At 63.2% G+C, this 16,172-nt stretch carries 15 protein-coding genes and 1 pseudogene; 13 read left to right on the top strand and 3 right to left on the bottom strand.

Annotation, left to right across the window (positions count from 1 at the left end):
• Positions 1 to 7 precede the first annotated feature (7 nt).
• The 3 genes from DT068_RS12040 (at position 8) to DT068_RS12030 (ending at position 3,708) form a co-directional block, all read left to right on the top strand.
• Positions 8 to 1,015, top strand: a complete 1,008-nt coding sequence (locus tag DT068_RS12040) for a Gfo/Idh/MocA family protein (RefSeq protein ID WP_119390079.1) — start codon at positions 8 to 10, stop codon at positions 1,013 to 1,015.
• A gap of 2 nt (positions 1,016 to 1,017) precedes the next feature.
• The gene (locus DT068_RS12035) at positions 1,018 to 2,064 is read left to right on the top strand and encodes a Gfo/Idh/MocA family protein (protein ID WP_119390078.1); all 1,047 of its coding nucleotides are present in this window, start codon (positions 1,018 to 1,020) and stop codon (positions 2,062 to 2,064) included.
• Between the two features lie 282 nt (positions 2,065 to 2,346).
• Positions 2,347 to 3,708: an aminotransferase family protein gene (locus DT068_RS12030; protein WP_162914158.1), complete on the top strand. Its 1,362-nt coding sequence runs from the start codon at positions 2,347 to 2,349 to the stop codon at positions 3,706 to 3,708.
• Between the two features lie 10 nt (positions 3,709 to 3,718).
• On the opposite strand, the pseudogene DT068_RS12025 reads toward DT068_RS12030, so the two are convergent.
• Positions 3,719 to 4,023, bottom strand: a pseudogene (locus tag DT068_RS12025) (CorA family divalent cation transporter); the annotation flags it as partial.
• On the opposite strand from DT068_RS12025, the gene DT068_RS28355 reads away from it, so the two are divergent.
• Positions 4,010 to 4,138, top strand: a complete 129-nt coding sequence (locus DT068_RS28355) for a hypothetical protein (RefSeq protein WP_368904702.1) — start codon at positions 4,010 to 4,012, stop codon at positions 4,136 to 4,138. The pseudogene DT068_RS12025 and the gene DT068_RS28355 sit on opposite strands and share 14 nt — an antisense overlap.
• A 27-nt stretch (positions 4,139 to 4,165) precedes the next feature.
• On the opposite strand, the gene DT068_RS12020 is transcribed toward DT068_RS28355, so the two are convergent.
• Positions 4,166 to 5,104, bottom strand: a complete 939-nt coding sequence (locus DT068_RS12020) for a GntR family transcriptional regulator (protein WP_119390076.1) — start codon at positions 5,102 to 5,104, stop codon at positions 4,166 to 4,168.
• Between the two features lie 106 nt (positions 5,105 to 5,210).
• On the opposite strand from DT068_RS12020, the gene DT068_RS12015 reads away from it, so the two are divergent.
• The 9 genes from DT068_RS12015 to DT068_RS11975 all read left to right on the top strand — a co-directional run bounded on the left by DT068_RS12015 (position 5,211) and on the right by DT068_RS11975 (position 15,220).
• Positions 5,211 to 6,326 (top strand): ABC transporter ATP-binding protein, encoded by a 1,116-nt coding sequence (locus DT068_RS12015; RefSeq protein ID WP_119390075.1) that lies wholly within the window; start codon positions 5,211 to 5,213, stop codon positions 6,324 to 6,326.
• Positions 6,327 to 6,343: 17 nt separating this feature from the next.
• Complete coding sequence (locus DT068_RS12010; RefSeq protein ID WP_368904685.1) at positions 6,344 to 7,249, top strand: ABC transporter permease; 906 nt, start codon at positions 6,344 to 6,346, stop codon at positions 7,247 to 7,249.
• Positions 7,242 to 8,078, top strand: coding sequence for an ABC transporter permease (locus tag DT068_RS12005; protein ID WP_119390073.1), 837 nt, complete (start codon positions 7,242 to 7,244; stop codon positions 8,076 to 8,078). Before DT068_RS12010 ends, DT068_RS12005 begins: the two co-directional genes overlap by 8 nt.
• A gap of 20 nt (positions 8,079 to 8,098) precedes the next feature.
• Positions 8,099 to 9,136 carry an ABC transporter substrate-binding protein gene (locus tag DT068_RS12000; RefSeq protein ID WP_119390072.1) on the top strand — a complete coding sequence of 346 codons (1,038 nt, stop codon included), beginning with the start codon at positions 8,099 to 8,101 and terminating at the stop codon, positions 9,134 to 9,136.
• A 107-nt stretch (positions 9,137 to 9,243) separates the two neighbouring features.
• Entirely contained in the window at positions 9,244 to 10,605 is a 1,362-nt protein-coding gene (locus DT068_RS11995; RefSeq protein WP_119390071.1) for an aminotransferase, read from the top strand.
• Between the two features lie 48 nt (positions 10,606 to 10,653).
• Entirely contained in the window at positions 10,654 to 10,956 is a 303-nt protein-coding gene (locus DT068_RS11990; protein WP_119390070.1) for a N,N-dimethylformamidase alpha subunit family protein, read from the top strand.
• A gap of 2 nt (positions 10,957 to 10,958) precedes the next feature.
• Positions 10,959 to 13,157 (top strand): N,N-dimethylformamidase beta subunit family domain-containing protein, encoded by a 2,199-nt coding sequence (locus DT068_RS11985; RefSeq protein WP_119390069.1) that lies wholly within the window; start codon positions 10,959 to 10,961, stop codon positions 13,155 to 13,157.
• Between the two features lie 50 nt (positions 13,158 to 13,207).
• Positions 13,208 to 13,813 (top strand): LysE family translocator, encoded by a 606-nt coding sequence (locus DT068_RS11980; RefSeq protein ID WP_368904684.1) that lies wholly within the window; start codon positions 13,208 to 13,210, stop codon positions 13,811 to 13,813.
• A gap of 63 nt (positions 13,814 to 13,876) precedes the next feature.
• Entirely contained in the window at positions 13,877 to 15,220 is a 1,344-nt protein-coding gene (locus DT068_RS11975) for a type I glutamate--ammonia ligase (RefSeq protein ID WP_119390068.1), read from the top strand.
• On the opposite strand, the gene speB is transcribed toward DT068_RS11975, so the two are convergent.
• On the bottom strand, positions 15,205 to 16,167 hold the full coding sequence (gene speB, locus DT068_RS11970; RefSeq protein WP_119390067.1) for an agmatinase: 963 nt from the start codon (positions 16,165 to 16,167) through the stop codon (positions 15,205 to 15,207). The two genes, DT068_RS11975 and speB, sit on opposite strands and share 16 nt — an antisense overlap.
• Positions 16,168 to 16,172: the final 5 nt, after the last annotated feature.

Raw genomic sequence — 16,172 nt, 5'->3', positions numbered from 1 at the left:
GAGACACATGGACAGATTGCGCATCGGTGTCATCGGGCTGGGCTGGTTCGGCGAGATCCATTGCGACACCATTGTCGGCGTGCCCAATCTGGAATTGGCCGCTTTGTGCACGCGCAAGCCCGATCGCCTGGCGCAGCTGGCGCAGAAATTCGGCGTCAGGAAAACCTATCGCGATTATCACGATATGCTGGCCGACCCTGAGATCGATGCCGTGTCGATCGTCACCATGTGGGACCAGCATACCGAGCCCGCCATTGCGGCGCTCGAGGCCGGCAAGCATGTCTTCCTCGAAAAGCCGATGGCTTCGACTGTTGCCGACTGCAGCAAGATCATCGCCGCCGCCAAACGCGCCAAAGGCATTCTGCTCGTCGGCCATATCTGCCGCTTCAACCCGCGCTACCGCATGGCGAAGCAGGCGATCGATGCCGGAAAGATCGGCCGGATCGTCGCCATGAGCTCCAGGCGCAATATCCCTGCCGCCTGGACGCCCGAGATCCTCAACAAGATCGGCCCCATTGTCGGCGATGCGATCCACGACACCGATCTCATGCTGTGGTTCACCGGCGACAGGATCACATCCGCCTATGCCCAGACGGTCGATGTGCGCGGCCTCAAATTCCCCGATATCGGCCAGACCATGTATCGCTTCGCCGGCGGCGCCACGGCGACCTTGGAGACGGTCTGGTGCATGCCCGAGAAGACGCCTTTCGATATCGACGAGCGCATGTCGATCATCGGCACCGAAGGCATCATCCATGTGCAGGATACCTTCCCCAATCTCGGCATTGTGTCGAAGGACAAGCTGCATAGTCCCGACACGACCTACTGGCCTGAATTCGACGGCGTGCGCGGCGGCGCGCTGCGCGAGGAATTTGCCTATTTCGCCAGCTGCGCCTTGCATAAGAAGACGCCGAGCGTGGGGCGGCCGGAAGACGCCGCCGCAGCGCTTGAAGCGACGCTTGCGGCGGAAGAATCGGCGCGCACCGGCAATGTGATCAGAATCGGAGGAAACTAGACATGGCAAAGAAGCGGGTTTTGGTGGTCGGCCTCGGCAATATGGGCATGAGCCATGCGCTGGCCTATACGCGCATTCCGGGTTTCGAGGTCGCAGGCGTGTGCGAAAGGCGCATCGCCCAGCGCCAGCTGCCCGATGCGCTGAAGGGGGCGAAAAAATTCTCCGACTTCGACACCGCGCTCAAGGAGCTCAAGCCCGATGTCGTCTCGATCAACACCTTGCCCGACACCCATGCCGATTTCGCCATCAAGGCGATGGAGGCGGGCGCCCATGTCTTCGTCGAGAAGCCCCTGGCCGACAGCGTCGCCAATGCCGAGAAGGTGGTCGAGACGGCCAGGCGCACAAAGCGCAAGCTGGTGATCGGCTATATCCTGCGCCATCATCCGTCCTGGGTGAAGTTCATCGAGATTGCGCGCAAGCTCGGCACGCCGCTGGTCTTCCGCATGAATCTCAACCAGCAATCCAATGGCGAGACCTGGGCCTGGCACAAGCGGCTGATGGACAGTTTCCCGCCCATCGTCGATTGCGGCGTGCATTATGTCGACATTATGTGCCAGATGGCGCCCAAGGCCAAGCCGGTCAAGGTGCATGCGATCGGGGCGCGCCTCAGCAACGAGGTGGCCAAGCAGAATTACGGCATGCTGCAGGTGACTTTCGATGACGGCTCGGTCGGCTGGTATGAAGCGGGCTGGGGCCCGATGATGAGCGAGACGGCCTTCTTCGTGAAGGATGTGATCGGACCCAAGGGCTCGGTGTCGATCGTCATGGCCGAGACCGGAGGCCAAGTGAAGTCGGACGACATCAACGCCCATACCAAGACCAACCAGATCCTCTGGCACCATGCCGACATGTCGAAGCCCGATGAGCGCATCGACATGACGGACGAGCCCGATCATGACGGCCTGTGCGAGCGCGAGCAGCGCTATCTGCTGAAGGCGATCGAGGAGGACATCGATCTCACCGACCACATGAATGACGGGGTCAAGAGCCTCAAGATCGTCGTCGCCGCCGACCGCTCCATCCACGAAGGGCAGGTGGTGACGCTCTGAGTCTTGGTTGGATGCAAGAGGCCTCTTTGCAAGGCGAGCGGACGCTGATTGACGCCTCACGCGTGCGGGCCGGGCTTGCGGATGTGGGCTCGCCTCTGACGGTAGAGTTGCTGATATTGCGGAATGCCGGCGCCTTCTGCCACCGGGAGCGGGTGGCGCAGGACCTGCGGCCTGGCCTAAGTGGTTCTGCGATTTCGCATGACGCTGGTCCTTTTGACCGGACCACATTGTGCATACGCTCTTTGCCACATGAACGAAGGGGATATGCGAGGGGGAATTGAAATGGCGGGCATAGCGCAAACAGTCAATTCGCAGGATCTGGTGAGCAAGGCCTATCAGCACACTCTGTTCTCGCTTTTCCCGCAGTCCGAGCTGCAAAGCGAAGGTCCCTGCATCTATGTCGAAGGCAAGGGCGTCCATGTCAGCGACCATGAAGGGCGCCGCTATCTCGACATGATGAGCTCGAGCTCGCGCGCCAATTCCCTGGGCTATGGCGGCGAGGAGGTCCCGCGCGCCATGTATGAGCAGGCGATGCGCCTGCATTATTCCGGCACCTGCCGGTTCCTGAGCGAGCCCGCGGTGACGCTGGCCGCCAAGCTTGCCGAGCTGGCGCCGGGGCGGCTGTCCAAGACCTGCTTCGTCAGCGGCGGGTCGGAGGCCACCGAGACGGCGCTCAAGCTTGCCAAGCAATATCAGCAGAGCACCGCGAAGCCCCGCGCCTACAAGGTCATTTCGCGCTGGAACGCCTATCACGGGTCGACGCTGGGCGCGCTGTCGGTCACCGACTGGCTGGGGGTGCGCGACATTCCCGATCCGCGCGCCCCGGGTTTCAGCTTCGTCGCCAATCCGATGTGCTACCGCAATCCCTATCGGATGAGCGATGAGGCCTATGCGGAACACTGCGCCATGCATCTCGAGCGGCAGATCCAGTTCGAAGGGCCGGAGCTCGTCGCCGCCTTCATCGGCGAGCCCATCATGCAGGCGCATGGCGTCCAGATCCCGACCCGCAGCTACTGGCAGAGGGTGCGCGAGATCTGCGACCGCTATGGCGTGCTTCTGATCATCGATGAGGTGATCACCGGCTTCGGGCGCACCGGCTACTGGTTCGCCGCTGAGCATTTCGGCATCGAGCCCGATATCATGAACATGGCCAAGGCGATGAGCGCCGGCTATGCGCCGATCGGCGCGGTGATGACGCGCGATGAGATCGCCGACGCGCTTCCGGTTTTCCGTCATGTCCATACATTCAGCGGCCATGCCGTCGCCTGCGCCGCCGCCAATGCGACGATCGCCATCAAGGAGCGCGACGGCCTCATCGGCCGGGCCCGGTCCCTGGGTGCTGAATTCGGCGCCAATCTCCGGGGGGCGGTCGGCCGTCATCCGATCGTCGGCGATGTGCGCGGCCTCGGTTACTGGCATGCGGTCGATTTCACCCGGGACAGGGACAGCCGCGAGCCCTTCGCCGACGATACGGTGAAAGCGGTGGTCGCCCGCATGCGCGAGCACGGCGTCATCGCCAGCGCCATCGGCTCGGCGCTCGAGATCGCGCCGCCGCTCGTCGCCGGCAAGGAGCATCTCGATCTGACGGTCGAAGTCTGCGCCAGAAGCATTGCCGAGATCGCCCGGGAACGCGGGCTCGTTTAGGCGTCCTTACCTAGAGCCACTTATTGTGGCGGAAGCGGTAATAGAGGAAGGCGCAGATCACCAGGATGACGGCGGCCACGCCGAAATAGCCATATTGCCATTTGAGGCCCGGCATGTTCCCGAAATTCATCCCGTAGATGCCGGCGATCGCCGAGGCACCGCCAGGATGGCGGCCCAGGCCGCGAGCTTGCGGGCGATGGCGCTTTGCTGCGCCTGGCCCATCATCAGGCTCGCTTCGAAGGCGAAGGCCAGGACTTCCCTGAGCGAATCGATGCCTTCCTGCACGCGCCGCACATGACCGGTGACATCGCGGAAGGGGCAAGCGCTTGGCCATCCCATCCTCGAAGGCAGGCACATGCTCGACGGACAGGTCGAGCCCATCTGGGATTATCTCGGCATGGCCGTCGGCGGCACGGTCGCCACGACATGAGACTTGCGGCAAACGGTACCGGCCGACTTATCTGAGCTTGTCGATGCCGCCCGACGCCGAGCGCGCCGCTTCGAGGTCGCGGCTGAAATGTTCCGCAGTTTCGGCGCGCGAGGTCACCAGATGCCGGCGCATCAGGGCCGATGCCCATGCCGGATCACCGGCGAGAAGCGCATCGATGATGGCGATATGTTCCTCCATCGAGTCGCGGATCCGCTCCAGGCGGGAATAGCCGACGAATTCGGCGAGGCGCCGCAGGCGGTTCTGCCGCCGGATGATGTCGACGATGAGATCATTGTTGCTGCCGCGCGCCAGCGTCTCGTGGAACGTGGCGTCGAGCTCGAAAAGCTCGCGCCAGGGAGAGCTGGGTGACAAAGCGAGAAGGGCGTTCCGATGGTCCGCCTTCAGCCGCTCCAGCGCCGCGCGATCCACCACATAATCGCGATCGGTGAGCAGCGCCGGTTCGAGCACATGACGCAGGTGATAGCTCTTCAGCATCTGCTCGCTGTCGAATTTCAGCATCGACCAGCCTCTTCCGGGCAGAGGCTCGGCGAGGCCTTCGCGCATCAGCCGCCGCAAGGCACGCAATATCTCGCCACGGCCGACATCATAACGGCGCATCAGCGCGCTTTCGGTGGCGGGGTCCGGCAGCTCATTGAGGATCATGTCGCGCAGCAGCAGGCCGTGGAGGCCGCTGGCCTCATCGCCCGGCGCCGCCGGATCGGCGGCAAGGGGCGGCATCTGCAGCACGACATAGCCCCCGAGCGCATGCGCTTCGAGAATGCCGTCGCCGACCAGCCGTTGCAGGGCGGCGCGGATGGGCGTGCGCGAAACGCCGAGCTCGCGCGACAGCACCGCCTCCCGGATGCGCATTGTCCTCTCAGGGGCGCGGGAGCGGATCCATTCGCCGATCCGGCTGACAAGCTCGGTCTGCAGTTCGCTTCTGAGGGCGGGTGGTTTGCCGGTCACGTTAGATTTTGTACTTTACATGGGTTGAAAGACATAATAGCATAATTTCAGAGCAAAGAAATGCCGTTCGAAGCATTTAAATGCACCAGGGAGTGGGCCTTTCCGGATGCGACATGCCTCCGATCACGAGTTGCTGCGCGTAGATAATGTACGCAAGTCGTTTCGCACCCCCGAAAGCGGCGTGGTGACGCCGCTCGACGGCATCACCTTGTCGATCAGGAACAACGAATTCCTCACCCTTCTTGGCCCTTCGGGTTGCGGCAAGACCACGCTGCTCAAGACGATTGCGGGCTTCGAGGATCTCGATGAAGGCGAGATCTATCTCGATGGCCGGCCGATGAGCGGCGTGCCGGCGCATCGGCGCCCCTTCAACACGGTGTTCCAGAACTACGCACTGTTCCCGCATATGACGGTGGCCGGCAATGTCGGCTACGGCCTGCAGGTGGCGGGCGTTCCCCGCGCCGAGGAAGCGACAAGGGTTGCCGATGTGCTGCGGCTTGTCGGCCTGTCGGGGCTCGAACGGCGCAAGCCGGCGCAGCTTTCGGGTGGCCAGCAGCAGCGTGTCGCTTTGGCGCGGGCGCTCGTCAACCGGCCGCGCGTGCTGCTCCTCGATGAATCGCTGTCAGCGCTCGATCGCAAGCTTCGCCAGTCGATGCAGATCGAGTTGAAAAATCTCCAGCACACGGTGGGCATCACCTTCATCTTTGTCACCCATGACCAGGAGGAGGCGCTGACCATGTCCGACCGCATCGCGGTCATGGACAAGGGGCGGATCCTGCAGCTCGGCACCCCGGCCGAGATCTATGACCAGCCGGCCAGCCGTTTCGTCGCCGGCTTCATCGGCACCAGCAACATCTTCACCGGCACGCTCACACAGGACAATGGCGCCGCGCGCGTCCAGGTCGCGGGTGGCCCCGCCATTGCGGTGACGGCCGGCGGCTTCACCGCCGGCGAGCAGGTCGATGTCATGCTGCGGCCCGAGCATTTTGCGCTCGTGCCGGGCGGGAACGCTGCTTCAGGAAGCATCGTGGCGGTGATCGAGAATATCGTTTTCGTCGGAACCGATCTTCATCTGCACGGGCGCCTCGGCAATGGCATGCCGGTCATGGCGCTCGAACGCCATGCACGCGCCGCCGGCGGCTTGAATCTGAAAGCCGGCCAGACGGTAACGCTGCATTACCAGGCGACGTCGCCGCATCTGATGAAGAGCGGGGCGGCGTGATGGCGGCTGGAAGCGCCATGACCAGCCAGCGGCGGCGGGCGGTTGTCCTTCTTCTCGCGCCCATCACCTTGCTGCTCGGTGCCTTCTTCCTGATTCCGCTCGGCATCATGGTGGTTTACAGCCTCCTCGAGCCGGGCCTCTATGGCGGCGTCGTCTGGTCGTTCTATCCCTATAGCTATGGCCGCGTTTTCGGCTGGCCGCTCGGCGGCGGGGAGGAGTTCGAGCCTCTCTATATCCAGATCATCCTCAATTCCGTCTATTACGCCGTCATCACCGTCATCGTCTCGCTGATCGTGTGCTATCCGGTGGCCTTCTGGGTGAGCCGCATGGGGCCCGTCGCGAAGAACCTTGTCCTCTTCGCCATCACGCTGCCCTTCTTCGCCAACCTGCTGGTGCGCATCTATGCCTGGCTTCTGCTGTTGCGGCCTACCGGCGCCATCAACACGGCCCTGATGTCGCTCGGCCTCATCGATGCGCCGCTCAACATGATCTTCACCGAATTCGCGGTCATCGTCGGACTTGTCTATGTGCTCATCCCCTTCATGTTCCTGCCCATCTATGCGAGCGTCGAGCGGCTCGACTGGTCGCTGGTGCAGGCATCGCAGGATCTGGGAGCGACGCCTTTCCAGACTTTCAGGCGGGTGATCCTGCCCTTGACCGCGCCCGGCATCGCCGGCGGCGCCGTCATCGTCTTCATCCCGGCGCTCGGCAACTTCATCGTGCCGGCTTTCCTGGGCGGCTCGAAAGTGCAGATGACCGGCAATGTCATCGAGCGGCAGTTCCTTCAGTCGCGCAACTGGCCCTTCGGCTCGACGCTCGCAATGATCGTGATGGCGAGCGTGCTGGTCCTCATTCTGCTCTATGCGCTGTGGATGCGTCGCGCCGGCAAGTCGCAGCCGGTGGGGGAGGTGGGCCATGCCTAGGCAGCGGCTTTCCCCCGGCTGGGCGGCACTCAATCTCTATGGCGCGGCGTTCCTGGTCTTCCTCTACGCGCCGCTCGCTCTTATCACCGTCTATTCCTTCAATGCCAATGCCATCAACATGGCGGTGTGGGAGGGCTTCACGCTCGACTGGTATCGCACCTTGTTCGGCATGCAACCGGCGGGCGCGGCATTCGATGCCGCCTTCACCGAAAATCCCGACCGTATTTTCCAGGTCTTGCGCAACAGCCTGGTCGTCGCTTTGGCGGCGAGCGCCATCTCCACCGTCATCGGGACGGCGACGGCGCTGGCCACCGCCCGCTATGATTTCATCGGCAAGCGCATCTATCAGGGGCTTCTGTTCCTGCCGATGATGATGCCCGATATCGTGCTCGGCATAGCACTTCTGATCTTCTTCGTCGGCGTCGGCTTCAAGCTCAGCCTCGCCACCATCATCATCGGCCACTGCACCTTCCTGTCGAGCTATGTCTATATCATCGTGGCGGCGCGGCTTGCCGGCATGGACAACACGCTCGAGATCGCCTCTGCCGATCTGGGAGCGGGTCCGCTGACGACCTTCAGGCGGGTGACCTTGCCCTTGATCATGCCGGGCGTCATTGGCGGCTTCCTGCTCGCCTTCATCATCTCGCTCGATGACGTCGTCATCACCTATTTCATCGCCGGCGTCGACACGCAGACCTTGCCGCTCTTCATCCTCGCCATGATGCGGCGGGGCATCAGGCCGCAAATCAATGCTTTGGCCGTTCTGCTGATCGCCTTCTCCTTCGTGGTGGCGAGCGCCGGCCTCTATCTCAGATCACGCAAGAACTGAAAAGGAAGAGGAGGAAGTAAATGAGCTGGTTCAAAAATATGGTTTTGTCGGGCGCGGCACTGGTGGTGCTGGCGACGGTCCCCGCCAATGCGGCGGGTGAGCTTCATCTCTATAACTGGGGTGAATACATCAATCCCGAGGTGATCGATAAGTTCGCCAAGGAGCACGACGTCAAGGTCTCGCTCGACACCTATTCGACCAATGAGGAGATGCTGGCCAAGATCCAGGCCGGCGCCACGGGCTATGACCTGATCTGGCCGTCGGTCCATATGGCCGACATCATGCTGCAGCTCGGCCTCATCGAGGAAAGCCATATCAACCAGTCCAAGGGCTTCGAGAATATCGATCCCTCGGCCTTCCGCTCCAAGCAGGATCCCAAGGCCGATTTCTGCCTGCCCTATGCCTGGGGTCCGGTCGGCATCTTCTACAACCGGAAAGTGGCGGGTGGCGATATCAAGTCCTGGCAGCAGCTCTTCGACTATGCCGCGAAGAATCCGGGCCGCATCACGTTGCTCGACGATTTGCGCGAGACGCTCGGCGTCGGCCTCATCATGAACGGCAAGTCCGTGAATTCGCGCGATCCCGCCGACATCAAGCTCGCCGAGGAGTTCATCCTCAAGCAGAAGCCCAATGTCGCGGCCTTCCGCTATGATGTGGTGCCGCTGATCGAGTCGGGCGATATGGCCGCCTCGCACTGGTATGTCGGCGCCGTGCTCAATGTGAACAAGAAACCGGACGATCTCGGCTTCGCCATCCCGGAAGAAGGCGCCACCATGTATCAGGAAAATCTGTGCATGCTGAAGACGGCGCCCAACAAGGATAACGCCAAGCTGTTCATGGAATATCTGTTGAGGCCGGAGATCTCTGCCCTCAATACGACGATGCTGACCAACGGCTCGGTCAACAAGGCGGCGATCGAGTTGCTGCCGTCCGAGCTCAGGAACAATCCCGCGATCAATCCGCCGCCCGAGGTGCGCGCGAAACTGCAGATATTCGAGGATCTTGGCACCGACCTGAAGCTTTATGACCGGGCCTGGTCGCGCATCAAGGCCAACTGACCAGAAGGCCTGAGGAGATCGCAGCAACTTGCCGATCGTCCCGCTCTCCAGCGGGACGAAAGGGAACGATTTTGTCCATTCGCAACCATGGAACCGGGAGCAATCCTATGAGTAAACGCAACTATCCCAGTGCCTTCCTGCATCCTTTCTCGCACATACCGACGCTCGAAGAGCAGGGGCCGGTCATCGTCGACAGGGGCGAAGGCGTCTATATCTATGACGACCGCGGCCGCAAATATCTGGAGGGGAATTCCGGCCTGTGGAATGTCGTGCTCGGCTTCGACAACAAGAGACTGATCGAGACCGCGCAGCGCGCTTATGCCAGGCTTCCGGCCTATCACGCCTTCTTCGGCCGGGTCGGCCAGTCGGCGCTCGATCTTTCCGAGCGCATCGTCAAGCTGGCGCCGATGGAGGCGAATCGCGTCTTCTATGCCAATTCGGGCTCCGAGGCGAATGACACGGTGGTGAAACTGCTGTGGTTCCTGGCGGAAGCGGAGGGCAAGCCGCATCGCCGCCTGCTGCTCAGCCGCAGGAATGCCTATCACGGCATGACGGTGATGACGGCGAGCCTCACCGGCAAGGACTATGTGAAATCGGCCTCGGGGCTTCCGCTCAAGGAGGTCCGCCATCTCACCTGTCCGCATCATTGGCGCGAAGCCCAGGCGGGGGAGAGCGAGAAGGACTTCTCGGCCCGGCTGGCGCTCGAGCTCGAGCAGACCATCCGCAATACCGGTGCCGACCATATTGCCGGCTTCTTCGCCGAGCCGGTGATGGGCGCGGGCGGCGTCATCCCGCCGCCCGAAGGGTATTTCCAGGCTATCCAGCCGGTGCTGGGGAAATACGGAATTCCGCTCATCGCCGATGAGGTGATCTGCGGCTTCGGCCGCACCGGCGAATTCTGGGGCTCGCTCACCTACGGCATCAAGCCCGATATGGTGGTGGCCTCGAAAGTCATCACCGCCGGCTTCTTTCCGATGGGCGCCATCATCCTTTCGCCCGAGATGACCGAGCGGATCGAGAAGGCCTGCGCCAAATATGAGGAGCTGCCGACGGGCTTCACCACGGGCGCGCATCCGGTCGGCTGCGCCATTGCCATGACGGCGCTCGACGAGATCCTCGAGGGCGGCGCCTTCGCCAATGTCAAAGCCGTGACCCCCGCCTTCCAGAAACATCTGCGCGCCATGGCAGATCATCCGATCGTCGGGGAAGCGCGCGGTGTCGGCCTGATGGGCGCCCTCGAAATGGTCGCCGACAGGAAGACCAAGGAGCCTTTCGCCGGCAGTCTCGATGTCAGCGAAAGAGTGGCGCGTCAGGCCTTGAAGAACGGCCTGATCTGCCGGCCGCTCGGCCAGTCGATCGTCCTGGCGCCGCCTTTCATCATCACCGAAAAGGAGATCGCTGAACTGTTCGGCATCTTGCGGCGCACGCTCGATGAGGTGCATGCCGGCATCGCCAGGAAAGCGGCGTAAACGGAAGCGGGGCGGCTTCGGCCGCCTCGCCAATCAAGGGGAGGTTGCATGGCGCGCTATCGGATCACCGCGGATGATGTGCCCTTCGCGCATGAATTCCTGCGCGATCCCTTCGGCTATCGCAGCCCCGGCCTGCAACGCATCCTCAATGTGATGCGGGGCCTGGGGCCCGAGGGCAAATATGTCATCCTGTGCAAGGAGCCCTATCGGCGCTGGCAACTCGGCCGCCTTCCGGCCCGGCGCGGCGAACCGATCAGCGAGATCGCGGGTATCGAGTACCATGATCTCGCCAGCGCCGAGCGCGATGTCTTCCTGCGCCGCTGGCGCGATCTCGGCGGGCCTGAGGTCTGACCATGCTTTCACTCATCGCCTACACCAACACACTGAGCGCAGCGCCTGGCGAGGTAATCGAGGTCAAGGCTTCATCCTATGGCGCGCGCTTCTATCGCGCCGATCTGCGCCGCGTCATCCAGGGTGATCGCCACCCGCAGGGGCCGGGCTACAAGGATGAACCAGTCACGCTCGATCTGGGCGGCGTGCGGCCGGCACGCCGGCAAGCGATCCGTCCGGGCTCTTATGTGCGGATCGAAGATCGCGGCAACGTGCTGGCCGATCTTGCGAGCTTCACCCTGGCGGTGCCGGTCCAGCCCACGCTCATGAGCGGCGAACGCACCATCTTCCTCCTTTCAAATCCCGGCCTGGAGCTCCTGATCGACAGCAATGGCCGGCCCGGCGCCAGGCTCGGTGAAACGAAGCTCTCGCTCAAGGAAACGCTTATCCGCGGTCAATGGACGCTGCTTGTCGTCTCCTGCGACAAAGCAGCGAAGACCCTGCAGCTCAGCGCAGTGTCTCCGGCCGGGCACATCGTGGAGACCGGCCGGACGTCTGCTGCCCCGCGCAAGTTAGAGGGCCAGATGACCACGGTGATGATCGCCGCGCGGGCGCCGGGCGAGGGGCACTTCGACGGCAAGATCGATTCTCCTGTCCTGTTCGATCGTCCCCTCGAACCGCTTGAAGCCATGACCCGCCTGGCGCTGCCGCAGACGCTCAGCCGCAGCCCCGATCTCATCGCGCATTGGGATTTTTCACGCGCCATGGAGGGTACCGATGTCATCGACGCCTCGCCGCATCAGCTCCACGGCGTGACCGTGCAATGTCCGGCCCGCGCCATGACCGGGTGGCGCTGGACCGGCCAATGCCTGGATTGGCGCCGACAGAGCGAGCTCTATTCGGCCATTCACTTCCATGCTGACGACATGACCGATGCCGGATGGGTAACCGACTTCACCGTGACGCTTCCCGCCGATCTGAGGAGCGGCCTCTATGCAATTCGTCTCGTGCCCGACGATGATGAGACGCAGGCCTATCACTGCGTCTTCGCGGTCAGGCCGCCCCGCCACGGCGCCACCGGCAACACGGTCTGCTTCCTCATGCCGACGGCGAGCTATCTCGCTTACGCCAATCACCGGCTCGGCCTCGATGTGCCGGGCACCGAGGTCGGCATGGGACGGCTGGTCGAGATCGACCGCCATCATGCCTTCCTGCAGGAACATCCTGAGCTCGGCTTTTCCTTCTATGAAGTCCATGCCGATGGCAGCGGCGTCTTCCATTCATCGCGCAACCGGCCGGTGCTGGACCTGCAGCCGGGGGTGAAGGGCTTCCTGGGCGGCCTCGGCTCCAATATCTGGCAGTTCAATGCCGACACCCATATCACCGGCTGGCTCGACCATCACGGTATCGATTGTGACGTTATCACCGATGAGGACCTGCACAGGGAGGGCCTGTCGCTGCTGCGCCGCTATAATGTGGTGCTGACCGGCACCCATCCCGAATACTACTCGCTGGAAATGCTCGATGCCGTGCAGGGCTTCGTCGATCGCGGTGGCAAGCTGATATATCTCGGCGGCAACGGCTTCTACTGGCGCATCTCCTTCAGCGACAGGCATCCGGGTGTCATCGAATGCCGCCGCTCGGAAGCGGGGATAAGACCATGGGAGCCGGGGCCGGGCCAGTTCCATCACGCCTTCACCGGCGAATATGGCGGGCTGTGGCGGCGCAATGGCAGGCCTTCGACGCATCTCACCGGCCTCATCATGAGCTCGCAGGGCTTCGATATTTCCGAGCCCTATGAGCTGACCGAGGCCGCTTCCGACCCGCGGGCCGATTTCATCTTTGCCGGCATCGATCGAAGCCCCGGTCGCAAATTCGGCGCCTTTGGCCTTTCGGGAAAGGGTGCCGCCGGCATGGAAATCGATCGTGCCGATTTCACTTTGGGGACGCCGCCGCAGGCTCTCATTCTCGGCAGCTCGCGATCGCATACCGACATATATCTGATGACGCCCGAGGACATGCTCGATCCGACACCCGATATGTCGGGCACCCAGAACGAGGCGATCCGCTCCGACCTCGTCTATTTCGAGACCGACGGCGGCGGCGCCGTCTTCTCCACCGGCTCCATCGCCTGGGCCGGCGCCATGGCCTGGAACTTCTATGACAATGAGGTCTCGCGCATGACCCTGAATGTCCTGAAGCGGTTTGATAGACAAGGCTGAGATGCACGATCGTTCAAGACCCCGCTTTGGGCGAGCGCTAGTCTCGCAATGTGCTGCAGGATATTTCCATCCCGGGCCTCATCGCGCTCCTGCTTTCGGCCGCGGCGTTGATGGCCAGTCCGGGGCCGACCACATTGAGCGTAACCGCGGTATCGGCCGCCTATGGGTTGCGGCGCTCGCTCTCCTATTTCATCGGCATCAATCTTGGCACTATTGCCGTCCTGCTCGCCATGGCGCTCGGCGCCTCGGCCTTGCTCTTCTCCTCGCCGCAGCTTGCTCTGCCGATCACCATCGCGGCCTCGCTCTATATCCTTTATCTCGCCTTTCGGATCGCCACAGCGCCGCCGCTCTCCGATCAGCGCGATCAACCGGTGCCCGGCTGGCTTGCGGGCCTGGTGCTCGGCATCGCCAATCCCAAGGCCTATCTCGCCATCGGCGCGGTCTATGCCAAGGCGAAGCTTGTTCCTGCGGATGCCGTGATCGATGCCGCCCTCAAATGCCTGATCCTCAGCCTTGCCATCATCGCCATCCACACGCTCTGGGCGCTGGCCGGATCGGCCCTCACCGGTATCTTGCGTGACCCGAAGGCGTCGCGGCTGATCAATCTGACTCTGGCCGTGGCGCTTGTCCTTGTGGTGCTCATCGATCTTCTGTGAGCAGGGCTTCCGCCGGCGCGCGCGCCTGTGCTTAACTTGAGGCCACTGTGGGAGAAGCTTCCGATGTCGAGACCACCCGGCTTGCGGGCCGAGCTTGCCAAGGCCCTTGCAGCACTGAACGCCGATGTCGTCCATGTTGGCCTGTTCGATTATGCCGGCATTTTCCGCGAGCGGCGGCTCAGGCGGGAGGAACTGCTGGGCCAGGCCGAGACCGCCTTGTTCGCTAATGTCCTGCCGAAATGGGATCTGGCCGAACAGATCATGTTTCCCGGACCCTATGGCAGCGAGGCGATCGCCTACGATGCCGCCTCCCTGCGCCGCTATCCTTTCGAGAAGGACGCGGCCGCGCTCGTTGCCTTCTATGCTGGTCCGCAGGCGCCCATAGATCCCCGCAACGTGCTCGCCAGCCAGGTCGCCAGGGCTGACGCATTGGGTCTCGACGCGCATGTCGCGACCGAGTTCGAGTTCATCGTCCTCAATGAGACAGCCGAGTCGCTGCGGGCCAAGAAATTCGCCGATCTCGTGCCCTTCGCACCCGACAATCGCTGCTGGTCGGGTCAGACCGCGGCCACCCATGCGGGTTTCGTCAGCGATCTCGAGGCTTGCCTCACCGCCGGCGATATCGACCTCTTCTCGCTCAGCGTCGAATTGGGGCCTGGCTGCTTCGAAGCGACGTTGAAGCACAAGCCGGCCATGCGCGCCGCCGATGATGCCGCCTTTTTCCGCCTGTTCACCAAGGCCTTCTGCCGCGGGCGCGGCATGACGGCGTCCTTCATGTCGCTGCTGGGTGCGGGCTTTCCCGGCATTGGCGGCCATATCAGCCTGTCGCTTGTCGAGCGCAAGACGGGCCGCAATCTCTTTGCCGACCACGCCGATGCGCAGGGCCTCTCGCCCGAGGCGAAATCCTTCCTTGCCGGCATCATCGCGACGGTGCCTGAGATCTTCCCGCTGATCGGCAACACGGTGAATGCCTATCGCCGTCTGGCGCCGGGAAGCTGGGCGCCGAAGACGGTGAGCTGGGCGCCTTATAACTACGCGGCCGCGGTGCGGGTTGCCGCCGAGAGCGAGGCCATGACGCGCCTCGAATTGCGCCTGCCGGGCAGCGACCTCAACCCGCATCTGGCGATCGCCGCCATGCTGGGCTCAGGCCTCGATGGCCTCGCGCGCAAGCTCCAGCTTGAAGCCCCGCCCATCACGTCCGGCGGCCCCAACGAGATTCCGCAAGGCGCCGAGCGCCTGCCGCTCGATCTCCTGTCGGCGACCAAGGCATTCCGGCAGAGCGCCAAGGCCCGCGAACTGTTCGGCGCGCCCTTCGTCGAGCATTATGCGGCGCTGTGCGAGGCCGAGGACGCAGCCCTCCGCAAGGCGGTGAGCGCGGCCGAGGTGCAGCGCTATCTCGAGGCGTGATTGGTCCGGCTGTCGGCAATGACGCACAGCATCTCGAACAGGAGATTGGCGGCATTGAGGGCCGTCTGGCCGGTCGGGTCGAAGACCGGCGCCACCTCGCAGATATCGGCGCCGACCAGGTGCTTGCCTTGCAGCGAGCGGATCATCACTTGCGCGTCGCGCACCGAGAAGCCGCCGACTTCCGGCACACCGGTACCCATCGCATAGGCGGCGTCAAGTCCGTCTATGTCGAAGGTGACATAGGTCCGGCCCTTGCCGATGACGCGGTCGATCTCGCGGATGACGGCGTCGCGCCCGATCTTCTCATATTCATCGATGGTGATGATGCGGAAGCCGGCGTCGGCGCCCCATTTGATGTCATTCTCGCTGAAGCGGCTGCCGCGCAGGCCGATCTGGATCGTGCGCCTGGGATCGATCAGCCCTTCCTCGACGCCGCGGCGGAAGGTGGTCGCGTGATTGATCTTGGTGCCCAGCAATTCATCGAGCGTGTCGGCATGCGAATCGAACTGGACGACGCCGACCGGATTGTCGCGCGCGATGACGCGCAGGATGGGGAGCGGGATCGTATGATCGCCGCCAATGGCGATCGGCGTTGCGCCGGCGCCGTGAACCTCGCGGAAGAAGGCCTCGATGAGGCCGATGCTGGCGGCGGGGTCGAGCGCATTGACGGTCGCATCCCCGACATCGGCGACATTGCACAGGCGGAACGGCGCGATGCCGCTGGTTGGGTGGATCTGGCGGATGATGCGCGAGGCCTCGCGGATGGCGGCCGGGCCGTGGCGGGCGCCGGAGCGGAAATTGACCCCCATGTCGAAGGGAACGCCCGCTATGGCGATATCGATTTCAGGGCCGATCGGATGACGCGGCGTGCGCAGGAATGTCGCGATATCGGCGAAGCGTGGCGTCTTGCTGGCGTCGAAAGGCTGAAAGCGCGGATCGTTTTTCATGGGGG

Origin of the sequence: Taklimakanibacter lacteus (assembly GCA_003576695.1) — a bacterium.
GTDB classification, from domain to species: Bacteria; Pseudomonadota; Alphaproteobacteria; order Rhizobiales; family Aestuariivirgaceae; genus Taklimakanibacter; species Taklimakanibacter lacteus.
Note: the sequence above shows the minus strand (reverse complement) of the source record. Positions and strands in the feature narration are given on the sequence as shown.

Bases quoted from the DNA above. Each gene is read 5' to 3' on its own strand.
- DT068_RS11985 (WP_119390069.1), top strand. From the start codon at position 10,959: ATGCTTTCACTCATCGCCTACACCAACACACTGAGCGCAGCGCCTGGC.
- DT068_RS12030 (WP_162914158.1), top strand. From the start codon at position 2,347: ATGGCGGGCATAGCGCAAACAGTCAATTCGCAGGATCTGGTGAGCAAG.
- DT068_RS11975 (WP_119390068.1), top strand. From the start codon at position 13,877: ATGTCGAGACCACCCGGCTTGCGGGCCGAGCTTGCCAAGGCCCTTGCA.
- DT068_RS12040 (WP_119390079.1), top strand. From the start codon at position 8: ATGGACAGATTGCGCATCGGTGTCATCGGGCTGGGCTGGTTCGGCGAG.
- DT068_RS11995 (WP_119390071.1), top strand. From the start codon at position 9,244: ATGAGTAAACGCAACTATCCCAGTGCCTTCCTGCATCCTTTCTCGCAC.
- DT068_RS12015 (WP_119390075.1), top strand. From the start codon at position 5,211: ATGCGACATGCCTCCGATCACGAGTTGCTGCGCGTAGATAATGTACGC.
- DT068_RS12010 (WP_368904685.1), top strand. From the start codon at position 6,344: ATGACCAGCCAGCGGCGGCGGGCGGTTGTCCTTCTTCTCGCGCCCATC.
- DT068_RS12000 (WP_119390072.1), top strand. From the start codon at position 8,099: ATGAGCTGGTTCAAAAATATGGTTTTGTCGGGCGCGGCACTGGTGGTG.
- speB (WP_119390067.1), bottom strand. From the start codon at position 16,167: ATGAAAAACGATCCGCGCTTTCAGCCTTTCGACGCCAGCAAGACGCCA.
- DT068_RS12035 (WP_119390078.1), top strand. From the start codon at position 1,018: ATGGCAAAGAAGCGGGTTTTGGTGGTCGGCCTCGGCAATATGGGCATG.
- DT068_RS11990 (WP_119390070.1), top strand. From the start codon at position 10,654: ATGGCGCGCTATCGGATCACCGCGGATGATGTGCCCTTCGCGCATGAA.
- DT068_RS12005 (WP_119390073.1), top strand. From the start codon at position 7,242: ATGCCTAGGCAGCGGCTTTCCCCCGGCTGGGCGGCACTCAATCTCTAT.